Annotated in this window: 12 protein-coding genes; 7 read left to right on the forward strand and 5 right to left on the reverse strand. The window is 69.8% G+C overall.

From position 1 onward, the window contains the following. The first annotated feature begins 40 nt into the window (after nucleotides 1-40). Nucleotides 41-373: a hypothetical protein gene (locus ACFVGW_RS35315; RefSeq protein ID WP_375847220.1), complete on the forward strand. Its 333-nt coding sequence runs from the start codon at nucleotides 41-43 to the stop codon at nucleotides 371-373. Nucleotides 374-1,186: 813 nt separating this feature from the next. On the opposite strand, the gene ACFVGW_RS35320 is transcribed toward ACFVGW_RS35315, so the two are convergent. Together ACFVGW_RS35320 and ACFVGW_RS35325 are read right to left on the reverse strand one after the other, a co-directional pair. Continuing rightward, nucleotides 1,187-2,611 (reverse strand): D-glucuronyl C5-epimerase family protein, encoded by a 1,425-nt coding sequence (locus tag ACFVGW_RS35320; RefSeq protein WP_375847221.1) that lies wholly within the window; start codon nucleotides 2,609-2,611, stop codon nucleotides 1,187-1,189. A gap of 71 nt (nucleotides 2,612-2,682) precedes the next feature. Further along, nucleotides 2,683-2,931, reverse strand: coding sequence for a GntR family transcriptional regulator (locus ACFVGW_RS35325; protein ID WP_375989050.1), 249 nt, complete (start codon nucleotides 2,929-2,931; stop codon nucleotides 2,683-2,685). Nucleotides 2,932-3,540: 609 nt separating this feature from the next. On the opposite strand from ACFVGW_RS35325, the gene ACFVGW_RS35330 reads away from it, so the two are divergent. After that, a complete protein-coding gene (locus ACFVGW_RS35330; RefSeq protein ID WP_375989053.1) occupies nucleotides 3,541-3,735 on the forward strand; it encodes a DUF397 domain-containing protein in 195 nt (64 codons plus the stop codon). Nucleotides 3,736-4,223: 488 nt separating this feature from the next. Here the strand turns inward: ACFVGW_RS35330 and xerC are convergent, their stop codons facing one another. The 3 genes from xerC to ACFVGW_RS35345 all read right to left on the reverse strand — a co-directional run bounded on the left by xerC (nucleotide 4,224) and on the right by ACFVGW_RS35345 (nucleotide 6,651). Continuing rightward, nucleotides 4,224-5,831: a tyrosine recombinase XerC gene (gene xerC / locus ACFVGW_RS35335; protein ID WP_376183244.1), complete on the reverse strand. Its 1,608-nt coding sequence runs from the start codon at nucleotides 5,829-5,831 to the stop codon at nucleotides 4,224-4,226. A gap of 12 nt (nucleotides 5,832-5,843) precedes the next feature. Continuing rightward, complete coding sequence (locus tag ACFVGW_RS35340) at nucleotides 5,844-6,065, reverse strand: hypothetical protein (RefSeq protein ID WP_375847196.1); 222 nt, start codon at nucleotides 6,063-6,065, stop codon at nucleotides 5,844-5,846. Nucleotides 6,066-6,225: 160 nt separating this feature from the next. Further along, nucleotides 6,226-6,651, reverse strand: coding sequence for a helix-turn-helix domain-containing protein (locus tag ACFVGW_RS35345; protein WP_375988985.1), 426 nt, complete (start codon nucleotides 6,649-6,651; stop codon nucleotides 6,226-6,228). Between the two features lie 280 nt (nucleotides 6,652-6,931). On the opposite strand from ACFVGW_RS35345, the gene ACFVGW_RS35350 reads away from it, so the two are divergent. From ACFVGW_RS35350 to ACFVGW_RS35370, 5 genes are read left to right on the forward strand one after another with little or no spacing between them, the layout of a single operon-like run. Then, complete coding sequence (locus ACFVGW_RS35350; RefSeq protein ID WP_375847198.1) at nucleotides 6,932-7,231, forward strand: helix-turn-helix domain-containing protein; 300 nt, start codon at nucleotides 6,932-6,934, stop codon at nucleotides 7,229-7,231. Beyond that, complete coding sequence (locus tag ACFVGW_RS35355) at nucleotides 7,228-7,548, forward strand: hypothetical protein (RefSeq protein WP_375847199.1); 321 nt, start codon at nucleotides 7,228-7,230, stop codon at nucleotides 7,546-7,548. The genes ACFVGW_RS35350 and ACFVGW_RS35355 overlap by 4 nt, the downstream gene beginning before the upstream one ends. 16 nt (nucleotides 7,549-7,564) lie before the next feature. Then, complete coding sequence (locus tag ACFVGW_RS35360; RefSeq protein ID WP_375847200.1) at nucleotides 7,565-7,978, forward strand: hypothetical protein; 414 nt, start codon at nucleotides 7,565-7,567, stop codon at nucleotides 7,976-7,978. Further along, on the forward strand, nucleotides 7,975-8,253 hold the full coding sequence (locus tag ACFVGW_RS35365) for a hypothetical protein (protein ID WP_375847201.1): 279 nt from the start codon (nucleotides 7,975-7,977) through the stop codon (nucleotides 8,251-8,253). Before ACFVGW_RS35360 ends, ACFVGW_RS35365 begins: the two co-directional genes overlap by 4 nt. Further along, the gene (locus ACFVGW_RS35370) at nucleotides 8,250-10,901 is read left to right on the forward strand and encodes a bifunctional DNA primase/polymerase (RefSeq protein WP_375847202.1); all 2,652 of its coding nucleotides are present in this window, start codon (nucleotides 8,250-8,252) and stop codon (nucleotides 10,899-10,901) included. The genes ACFVGW_RS35365 and ACFVGW_RS35370 overlap by 4 nt, the downstream gene beginning before the upstream one ends. Nucleotides 10,902-11,181 lie beyond the last annotated feature (280 nt).

Consider the following 11,181-nt stretch of genomic DNA (forward strand, 5'->3'; position numbering starts at 1 on the left):
GCGCCCTGCTCACCCCTCACTGCACCATCGGAGGTCCTGCGTGGACGCTGCGCAGCTCGGCGCCGTCGGAGCCATCGCCGTCGGGCTCGCATCCGCGGTCGGCGCACTGATTGGGCAGCGGGGCGCGAATAGGGCCTCGCAGTCCGGCGCCGTCCTCGGCGGCTACTCGACACTCGTCGACAACCTGCAAGAGGAACGCGACAAGTTGCGCGACCGGCTCGTCGAAAACGAACGGCAGCTCGCCGCCGCCTACGCCGAACTCGCCAGCGAACGCGCCGACAAGACGGCACTACAGCGGCAGATCACCGAACTCAGCAGTGAGAACACGCGGCTGCGCGCACAGATCGTCGAGCTGGGAGGACACCCCACGTGAACACACGTCGCCACGCGAGGCCGCTCCACGTACAGCGATGGCGATTCCTCGCGGTCGCAGCCGTGCTACTCGTGCTGTCGGGTGCGGTAGTCCTCGTGTGGCTCCGCATCGACGCGGGAGACCGCCGGGCGGATGACCTCGCCGCAGAGGCGGACCTGCGCGGGGACGCCGTGGCCACGCTGGCGACGGATGTGCGGGTGCTGCGCTCGCAGATCAAAGCAGGCGGGGGGACGCCGGCCGCGCCGGACCCGTCGCGAGCGGTAGACGATCTGCCCGCACGCGCCCAGGTGCCTGTGCCGGTCCCTGGCCCGGCTGGGCCTCGCGGTCCGCAGGGCGAGCCGGGACGGCCGGGTGCGACGGGCCCTCCCGGCTCGCCAGGCTCGCCCGGTGCTGCGGGACCGTCCGGCGGGCAAGGCGAGCCCGGCGCTACAGTGACCGGTCCGGCAGGCCCGGCGGGGTCGGTAGGACCGGCAGGCCCAGCAGGCCCAGCAGGACCCGCAGGCCCGGCAGGACCGGCCGGCCCGCCCGGCAAGGACGGCCACGACGGCCACGACGGCCACGACGGCCACGACGGCAAGGACGGCCGGTCCGGGCAGACATGCCCCGACGGGTACAGCCTGCAGGCGCCGTCATGGGATGCCGACGCGCTCGTCTGCAGGCGGGACGGTGCCCCGCCGCCGAACCAGCCCGGCAACAACGGCAACGGCAACACCCCGGAGGCGTTGGGCCTCGACCCGCACCGCCGCCAGTACCCATGACCACGGCCCCGTCCTCCTCCGGGAGGGCGGGGCCGCTTCGTCGTTACCGCAGCCCTTAGCCGGTCGGCCCCGAGGAGTTGACCGTCACCGACGTCGCCGCCACCCAGTACCCGGTCAGGCCGCCCGCTGTGATCTGGAAGCACGGCCTGCCGTTGACGATCGCCCGCCGGTCCGTCGGCGCGTTCGACGGGGTCGCGAAGGACACCGTCCTGATGGTCGCCGTGCCGTCCGCCGCCACCTTGTACGTGTCCACCGAGGTGCCGCCCCCTGGGAACGTCACGGTGCGGGTGGGCCGGTACAGGGTCGTCAGGTACTGCCCGAGCAGGTACGAGTTGGGCCACGCCTCGCCCACCCACCAGCCCTCATATGCGCCAGCGCTGATCCGGTAGTAGATGCCCCGGTTCTGGATCCGGCGCCGCATCGACGCCGGGGCCTGCGTCGCCCGGCTGAACGTCACCGACTTGGTTTCCAGGATCTTGTCCGCCTTGGACTGCGCCCAGGAGCCGTCCGCAGCCGTGTCGTACCGGTACAGGGTGTGCGTGCCGGCCGCGAACTGGACCGTGCCCGTCACGCTGGCCGGGTAGTCGTCGACGAGCCGGTCCGTGTGGTCGGCGAAGTCGGCGCTGCCGGTCTGCCAGTGCAGTTGCCGCAGCAGGTTGATGTGGTGCTGGTGGTAGGCGGGCGCGGGTATGCGGTGCGTCTGGCAGTAGTGCGAGGCCCACTTGGTGTTCCGCAGCAGCGGAAAGTAGCGGGCGATGGTGGTCGCGCACCCGTCGTACAGGGCTGCGGCGTCCTGGCTGCCGGTGGCGACGTAGTAGTCCCACAGCCCGAACATCGCGAAGACCATGCCGTTGTACGTGTAGTCCCCGGCGCCCGGCTGGCTGCCCGGGTACTCCTGAAGCCACACGTAGCCAGCGTCGTCGACGTTGACGGCCCACGGGTAGCCGTCGTCCGCGACCTGCAGGGACGCGAACGCTGCGTCGGCCGCCGCGAGATACCTGGCCCGGTCCTCGCCGCACACCCCGTCGAGCTGGGACAGCTGCACGAGCAGGCTGAGAACCTCGCCCTGCGCCATCCCCGAATACCACGGCGCCGTGTACGAGACACCGGTGTGCACGGCGTGCGTGAAGTCGAACCCGTAAGGGAACCACCAGCTGCCCCGGGCCTCAAGGCGTTTGGCGATGAGCCGGTCCGCCTGCGTCTTCGCCCGCGCCAGGAACACCGCCCGGCGAGCCGGGTCGGTCTCCGCGCGGTAGCTGGAGATGCAGCCCAGCCCGAACTGCGCCTGACCCACGGGGTGGTCGAGTCCGGCGCTGCCGGCGTCCGGGTAGTACAGGTACACGCCGCCAGAGTCGAGGTGATAGGTGCCGGTTGCGGGGGAGACGTTCTCCCACTTGGTCGGCCGGTCACGCCACGGCCGCATCTCCTCCGGCAGATCAGTGACGAGACGGTAGCCAGCCTGCTGAAAGGTAAGTTGCATATTGCAAGTGTCCCCGGCGGCGGCACGGATAGCGAGGGCCTGACGTGGCGTCCGCCGGTACCTGGGCGTGCTCAGCCGTCGAGGGGCGGCTGGTCGGCGACGAAGGTTCCAATCCCGGTCTCGCCGCGCAACCAGCCCTCACGGCGCAGATAGGCGAGCGCCTTCTGGCTCGTCGACGCCGCGACCCCCAGCTCGGTTGCCAGCTCCAGCGTCGAGGGCACTCGGGTCCCGGGCGGATAGGTGCCGTCCTTGATCCGGCCGATGACGATCTGTGCGGCCTGCCTCCATACCGCCCGCGTCCGGTCGAGATCAGCGCTCATACCGGCGACCGTAGGTTCCCGCACCATGCCGCGCGACCGCAGGACCCCTCGGCAACCCTCGGTAAGGCGCGGTATGGTCTGGGTCACAAGAAACCCCCGCGGCCTGGCAGGGCCCGGGGGGTGTGGCCACCGCTACATAGGGAGCAGTGACGCATGGATCGTAGAACACAAGCGCCGCCCCCGGCAGTGCCCGGGTGTTCCGAATGCCGACGACTCCAAGCCGAGGAGGCCAGCGCGAAGAGTGCGGGCGACCTCTCGCGGGCGGTCGACTGCCGGGTGTGGCTCCGCCGTCATCGCGCCACCGCGCACCGGGGCGAGCAGTGAGCGCCGGGCAGGCCGGCAAGGCGCCCATGCGGCTGATGACGATGCGGGTGACCCGTATCCACGACGGCGAGATCATCGAGCGGCGTGACGAGGTGTGCGTGACGGCTGATGAGCCGCTTGACCCGTTCGCGCTGACTTCGGCGTGGCCGCCGTGCCGGTGCCCGCGGTGCCGCCACTGAACTCCCGGACCCGGCAAGAACGCAGGCCGGGCACGGGTAGGGGCCCCGCCCCCGCCCCCGTCGGGGACGGGGCCCCATCACGTAACAACCACCAGAAAGGCAACACATGGACAGCACCACTCTGCCCTGGCACGTGTCGAGCCACAGCACCGGCAACGGTGCCTGCATCGAGGTCGCCCGGACCACCGGCGGCGCGTTCTTCCGGGACACCAAGGACCGCAGCATCCCCGCCGCTGCCGCCTCGTCCGCGCCCTGGGCTGCGTTCGTCGGCGCTGTGAAGGCGGGCGCGCTCGGCGCCTGACCCGTGCACACTGCGGCCCCGGCTGGGATCCACACCGGCCGGGGCCGCTTCTTTCTGCCCCCAGTGATCGGCAGGACTCTCGGGCCAGCTACGGGCCAGCAAGCGATCACGATGCCCGGTCAAAACGGACAGGACCCCAGGTCAGTAAGTCACTGACCTGGGGTCCTTCCGGTAGGCCCTGTGGGACTCGAACCCACAACCAATGGATTAAAAGTCTGATGATCCGCGAAAGCGTCTCACCCCGTGCCGCCCCACCGCGTATCATGCCACCCTGCAAAGCCCAGGTCAGAGGCGTTTATCGATCGTTCATCGGGCGCCCTTCACCCCATCTCACCCCACCGAGAACCACGCCGTTGCGCGGCGTTCGGGCCAGCAGCGGGCCAGCAGGAAGGGCCCCCGACCCGCAGGTCAGAGGCCCTTTGCCTGTCCCTCAATTCTACGCCGACACCTACCAGTTGTCAGTGCTGGCCCGTACCTTGGTAAGCGTCCTATTCAGTGTCTCTTGGCTGCGACGCTGCACTCGGCCCCTGCCGCGGTATAGAGCCCGCGGCAGGGGCCGAGCCACGTCCGCGGCGAGCGCGCGGCACGGCGGCCGCCGCGCGCTCGGTCAGGTCCTGCTCGTACTCCTGGAAAAGGCTCATGTACGTGTCGGCGGTCAGCACGATCGTGGAGTGACGCAGCTTCTTGCTGGCGTCGTCGATGTCGCCGCCGCCGGCCTTCACCAGCGCGGCCGCGCCGTGCCGCAGGTCGCGCAAGTTGATCGGCGGCAGGCCGGCCGTCTCCACGATCCGCTTGAACTCCTTGGACACGGTGTCGGGGTGCAGCCAGCTGCCGCCCTCCGTGGTGAAGACCTTGCCGGTGTCCGTCCACTTCTTCCCGGCCTTTAGGTGCTCGGCGCGCTCGGCGGCCTGGCGGGCGCGGTGCTCCTGCAGCACTGCCACGGTCTCCCGGTCGAGCATCACCGCCGACATGGAGGAGTCAGTTTTGGGGGCCGTCTCGATCGGCGTCCAGCCGTCCACCACGATCTCAGTCAGGACGTCAATGCGCGGCGGCTCGACGTCCAGGTGCACGTTCGCCCAGTCCGCGCCGACACCTTCACCGCGGCGTAGGCCATGGTGAGCGATCAAGTGATAGAAGGCGTACAGCCGATGGTCCTCAGCTTCGTCGAGGAACGCGCCCAGTTGCGCGGGACTCCACACCATCACAGGGCTGGGAACCACGGCGGTCTCACGCCACCGAGCGACGCGCTCGGCCGTCCACAGCAACCCCTTGGGTCGTGCGCTGGAGCCCAACTCGACGTGCGCGGCCGCGTTGAAGGTAATGAGCTGCTGGGCAATGGCCGCGTTCAGTGCCGTGCGCAGGGTGCGGCGGATGGCGTGCCTTGTGGCCGGGCCGTTGGTCTTCCGGTACGGCTTCATCTCGGCCAGCTTCGCGCGCTCAGCGGCCAGACGGTCGCGCTCCTTGGCCGGCGGCCGCCCGGGCCGGGACCACTTCGCCCGCTGCTCCTGCTCTCGGCGGGCCGCATTCTCAGCACGGACCGTGTCCGACTCGTCGGCGATGGCGTCGAACATCTCCTGGACGTGGCCGACGTTCAATCGGTCGAGGCGGTAGTGCCCAACCCGCGGCTTCAGGTGGACCTTGATGTGGGAGCGGTAGCCCGCGTTCGTCGTGGTGCGCGTCTTCTTCCCGGCCATCCACCGGTCGAGCCACTCCCCCACGGTGGCCTTACCGTCCAGCGGTACGCCCACGCCGAGGCGCCGCTGCACCTCAGAAATCTCTGGGATGGAAGCGCGGCGCGCTGCGATGTCGGCGAGCAGGTCGCCGACGCGCCGCTGTTCCTCCACGTCGTCTCCCGGTAGGGAGAGGATGGCTTGCAGGCGGGACAGGTCGCCTTGGGCCTCGGCCACGCTGCCGTAGCCGGTCCTGCGAAATGTGCGTCTCTTGCCCTCGGCGTCCGGCGGCAGCTCCTGACGGAGACCGACAGAGCCGTGGGCCCTCTTCTTCAGCTGTGGGCACGCGTTACCCAACAGCTTGCCGTCGCCCCCGCGGCACTCACATCGGCGGTAGACGCTCCCCGCGCGGCGCGCTGACGGCATGGCCTACTCCTTTCATTCGGGAGGCTCGGACGGCCCGGCGTCCAGACGCACCAGCCCCACCCCCACTACATGGTCCGCGACCTCGTTGAGCCGGTCGAGCATCGACTGGTCCATGCCTGCATTGGGGCGCACGGCGACCGCCAATCCGTGTTCGGTCCTGATCGGTACGAGCAGTTCACCGTCGGGCACGTCGTCCGAAAAGACATACCAGACCCGTGGACGCGCTGACGCCATGCAGTCCTCCCCCACCCATCGCTCATGCGTTCGAATGTGGTCGCATACCTGCACCTTATGGTCAGTAGATGCGGTACCCGCATGATCGCATCACAGGTCCCACAGGTCTACTGTCGGTTCACGCCTGCCACCCAGAGTGATGCAATGCGGAATGCATTCCTCATTCGGGGGAATGCGGGGGAGCCAAGGTGTCGATGAGCCGCAGGAGTCGCTCCCGCTGGTCTGTCGGCAGCTGGTCCAGCTTGCGCACGTAGGCCTTGGCCTCTGATGAGCCGCCGATGAGTGGGTCGACGCCGAAAAACTGGCTGCCGGCCGCGTCCTGGAGGGTCTCCACGGGCAGCTCGCAGGCCGCAGCGAGAGCGCGCAGCTCCTCATACTGGGGGGGCGTGATCGTCTCGCCCGTCTCCAGGCGGTAGATCCAGCCGCGCGTCACCCGAGTGCCCGTGGTCGCGTCAACCGCCTTGGCGGCGAAGGCGGACAGCCCCTCATTCAGCTCCGCGCGCCGCCGCCGGATCAGGTCGGCGAACTGTGTCCGCCGTTCAGGCGCTGGCGTGGTTCCAGCGGGAGACGTGTCGTTGGGGGCCATGGGGCTCATCCTGCCACTCCTGCGGTCAGAGGTATTCACGGGCCGTTCAGGGTCTGCACTGTCCAGAGAGACGTACGGGCAGGTCGCTTGGGCCGTTCATTCCATGCACTGGACGGATTGTTCAGCACATCGGCCGATCACGCCAGATCGCAGAGAGTCATTGACCAATTACATACCTGCGCCCGCGCACGTTCGATCGACTAGACAAAGCGTTCAGCGCATGGAATGCTCACGTCCATCGCCGTTCAGTGCGATGAACAGACCGTCCCGTGAGGTGAACGTGAGCGATACCCCCACCCCGCCCACCATGTACGCGGTCGTCAGTGGCGACCGACTCAAGACGTTCATGGAGCGCACCGGCACCGGTGAGGCAGTCACCAGCCGCGAACTCGCCGCCCTGGCCGGAGTGGCGCACGGCACGATCGGCGCCCTCATGTCCGGCACCCAGCGCCTGGTCCCCGAAGACAAGGCCAAGGCGATAACCCGCGCCATCGGCATCGACCTCTTGGTCCTCTTCATCCCGATGGAGCGCGCAGGCCGCACCTTCATCCCGGCCCAGCCGCAGAAGGAGGCCGTGTGAGCGTCAAGAAGGTTGAGCCACTGACCCCGGAGCAGGTCCTGGACCTGCCCGCGATGCCCCCGGTCAAGGCCGCGTTCGCCGCCCTGAACATCAGCGAAGGCAACGGCTACCAGCTGATCCGCCAGGGCGCATTCCCCATCGAGGTGCTCGAGTTCGGCCGCGCCAAGCGCGTGCGGAAGGCCGACCTGGTCGGCTTCCTCGGCCTCTCCCTGCTCGCTACTGCCGGGGTCCAGTCGGCAGCAGCCGCTCACAGCGACGGCGCCACCGGGGTCCAGCCGGTGACGCCGTCCGAGCAGCCCGCCCTCACCAGCAAGTAGAGAAACGGAGCAGCCCATGCAGCAGCTTCCCGCATTCAAGGCTGCGCGCGCCATCGCAGCCGCCCAGGCCGCCGCCGACGCCACCGACCCCGCCCTGGCCGAGTGCCTCGGCGCCATCGGTGAACTGGTCGAACGCACCGGCGACCCGGAGGCCGTCTACGCCTGGATCCACCGTGTCTTCAGCCGCGAGGACCTGCGGATGGTCGCCGCGCAGCACGGCATCACCGTGCACGAGACCCGCGTGCCGGCGGAAGAGCAGCCGGCCGAGACGATCGTCATCTGGACCGCTACCGGCGGCCTGGCTATCGCTCCGCAGGGACAGCACCCCGCCGACACCCTCACCCAGCTGCGCGCCGCCATCGCCGAGCTCTACGAAGGGCAGCGCCTGACCGCCGAGTCCCAGGCCGCCGCCGCCCAGGCGGCGCGTTGAGCAGCACCGCCGCGCGCACCCGGGACACCCCGGACCGTGCGGCCGCACCCCAGCACGTCCACGGCGCCCTGTTCGTGGACATGGACAACTTCCGCGCCCGCTACGAGTGCACCCGCCCCGGCTGCCCGCAGCCGAAGGAAGGCCCCGTCTGCGCGAACGACCGCCTGGAGGGCAACGACGGCCTCCCGGTCCGCCGCGGCGCCCTCGGTGTCGCGCACTTCATCGCCGGCATCAAGACACACCACCTGAACACGTACCACGGGGGCACCCCTTGACCGACTCACAGACCGCCGATCTCCGGGCCGCCGCCCGCGAGTTGCACGACGCTGGCCTGTGCGTCCTCCCCATCAAGGCGGACGGCAGCAAGCGGCCGGCCGTGTCGTGGATGCAGTACAAGGTGAACCGCAGCACCCCCGCCGAACACGATGCCTGGTTCGACGGCGACCGACCGCGAGGCATCGCCGTGGTCTACGGAGCCGTATCCGGTGCTGTCGAGCTGATCGAGTTCGAGGGCCTCGCCATCCGCGAGGGCCTGCTGAACGACGTCACCGAGATCATGGAGGCCTCCGGCCTCGGCGAGCCCTGGACCGCGATCCTGAACGGCTGGGTGACCGAGTCGCCCAGCGGCGGCCGCCATTACCGCGTCCGCCTCGACGGCGCCGCCGTACCGCCGAACCGCAAGCTGGCCTCCCGACTCGCCGAGGAACACGAGTGGGACGACAACGAGCGTCAGCGGGTCGCTGAGAAGCCCAACACGAAGATTGTCCGCGTCCTCATCGAGACGCGCGGTGAAGGCGGTTACGGCCTGGTCGAGCCGTCCGGCCCCGCCGTCCACGCCTCCGGCCGTCCCTACGTCCGCGTGGCAGGCTCGCCGGCCACGATCCCCGTCCTCGACGCAGACACCATGGGCGCCATCCGGGACATCTGCCGGATGGTCGACCAGATGCCCGTGCCCGAGGCGCCGAAGACGGCCCCCAAGGCGGCGGAGCCGCTGCCCGGCGGAGGCCTGCGGCCCGGCGAGGACTACGAGGCCCGCGCGGACTGGGGCGAGATCCTGCGCGGCACGTTCCGGCCCATCATCACGCGCGGCAACACCACCTACTGGGGCTGGGCCGACGGCGTCGGCAGCGTCAAGGCCACCACTGGCCGCGACCCGGAGAAAGACCGCCTGTGGGTGTTCGCCACCGGCTCGGAGTTCCAGGCCGACACGCCTTACAGCAAGTTCGGCGCCTACACGCTGCTGGAGCACGGCGGCAACTTCAAGGCCGCGGCCGCCGAGCTGCGTCGCCAGGGGTACGGCACCGAGCCGCCCCGCCGGCGCCTGTCCTCCGTGCCCGCGCAGTCGCAGCACTTCGCCGACGGGTCCTCGGCGCTCGACCACGCCCCCGACCCCCAAGAGGGCGGATTCGAGGGCGGCCCCCACCTGCGCTCTGTGTCGTCCCGTCCCGAGCTGGACATCACGAACGAGGCCGACGGCATTGACGGCGTCCTGGCACTCATGGCCGACGGCCGTCTGCCCGACCTGTACAAGCGGTCCGGCGGGCCGTGCTGGGTGTACCGCGACGACAACGACGACCCGGTGGTACAGCAGCTGGGCACCGACAACCTGCGCGCCTACCTCGCCGACCACCTCACCAGCTACACCCTGAAGCGAAACCCGGTCACCGAGCAGCTGGAGGAAGAGCGCGAGCTGCTCATGCCCAAGAGCTGCTCCACGATCCTCGGCCGGAAGGACTGGCCCCTGCCCGTCCTCCGGGGCGTTGTTACCTCGCCGGTCATCCGCCCCGACGGCACGCTGCTCGACTCCCTCGGCTACGACCGGGCGACCGGCCTGTACCTGGAGCCCCGGGTGCCGCTGCGCCGCCTCGCCCCCCAGGTGACGCGGGACAGCCTCGACAGGGCCAAAAGCATCGTCCTCGACCAGGTGCTGAAGGACTTCCCCTGGGTCGCGGCCAGCGACCGCGCGCACTACCTGGGCGCGCTGCTGACGCCGATCTTGCGGCCCTACTTCCACGGGCCGACACCGATGTTCGTGCTCACCGCGACGGCCGCCGGGTCCGGCAAGAGCCTGCTGAAGGACATCTTCCGGCACTGCTACGGCATCGCGGACACGGCCTGGCCCGAGAACGACACCGAGTTGCGGAAGAGCATCACCACGCAGCTGTACGGCACCGGGCAGCCCGTCGTCGTCCTCGACAACCTGCCGAACGGCTGCATCATCAAGTCGCCCGTCCTGTCCGCCCTGCTGACCTCCGAGGTCTGGGGTGACCGGGTCCTGGGCGCCACGTCCAAGGTGACCATGCCGAACGATCGCCTCTGGATCGTCACCGGCAACGCCCTCCGCACCGGCGGGGACAACGGCCGTCGCGTCCTCTGGGTTCGCCTGGACCCCGACTGCCCCGACCCTGACCAGCGCGACAACTTCACCGTCGGCGACCTCCGGCCCTGGCTGCGCCACAACGCTTCCACCTTGGTCGCCGCCCTCGTCACCCTCGTCCGGGCCTGGGTCGCCGCGGGGACGCCCCAGGTCCGCGTCCGCAAAGGCGACTACAGCGAGTGGGCCAGCACCATGGCCGGCCTGCTCGACTTCCTCGGCGTCGAGGGCTGGATGGCCGACCGCAACGAGGCGCGCGACCAGGACGACGAACTGCAGGAGTGGGCGCTCTTCCTGGAGATGTGGCGGCAGAGCTACGGCAGCGAGCCTCTGACCACGGGGGCTGTCATCAAGGGACTGCCCACCCACGTGCCGCGCAAGGGCGACGAGCCGCCGAGCGCGAACCAGTTGGGCATCTGGCTGAAGGCCCGTGCTGGCCGCTACTTCGGCACCCACAAGGTCGTGATGGTCGTCGACAGCCACAGGAAGCAGAACCTGTGGCGCGTCGAGGTCCACGCCGACCGCGGCACCGGCGGGCACGAGTCGTGACCGGCCGTCCTGCGGGGAGTGCGGGGACTTCGCGGGGACCTGTGCGGGGACTTCGCCAGGTCCCCGCATGCGGGGCGACCTGCATGGATGCGGGGATGCGGGGACTTGCGGGGACTCGGCCCGCTCCCCTGTATAGCGCGCGCGTCTCGCATGCATCGCGCATCACATGTGCCGCACGTCGTCGCACGACAGTTCTGAGGGCCTCCGGCATCAAGGGATTTCCCAACTCCCCGCAAGTCCCCGCGTCCCCGCAAAACCGCTGATCAGCGCCACCGCAGGA

This window comes from Streptomyces sp. NPDC127129, from assembly GCF_042671585.1.
Classification (GTDB): Bacteria; Actinomycetota; Actinomycetes; order Streptomycetales; family Streptomycetaceae; genus Streptomyces.

Coding starts and splice junctions, on each gene's coding strand:
- ACFVGW_RS35320 (WP_375847221.1), bottom strand. CDS start 2,611: ATGCAACTTACCTTTCAGCAGGCTGGCTACCGTCTCGTCACTGATCTG.
- ACFVGW_RS35325 (WP_375989050.1), bottom strand. CDS start 2,931: ATGAGCGCTGATCTCGACCGGACGCGGGCGGTATGGAGGCAGGCCGCA.
- ACFVGW_RS35330 (WP_375989053.1), top strand. CDS start 3,541: ATGGACAGCACCACTCTGCCCTGGCACGTGTCGAGCCACAGCACCGGC.
- xerC (WP_376183244.1), bottom strand. CDS start 5,831: ATGCCGTCAGCGCGCCGCGCGGGGAGCGTCTACCGCCGATGTGAGTGC.
- ACFVGW_RS35340 (WP_375847196.1), bottom strand. CDS start 6,065: ATGGCGTCAGCGCGTCCACGGGTCTGGTATGTCTTTTCGGACGACGTG.
- ACFVGW_RS35345 (WP_375988985.1), bottom strand. CDS start 6,651: ATGGCCCCCAACGACACGTCTCCCGCTGGAACCACGCCAGCGCCTGAA.
- ACFVGW_RS35360 (WP_375847200.1), top strand. CDS start 7,565: ATGCAGCAGCTTCCCGCATTCAAGGCTGCGCGCGCCATCGCAGCCGCC.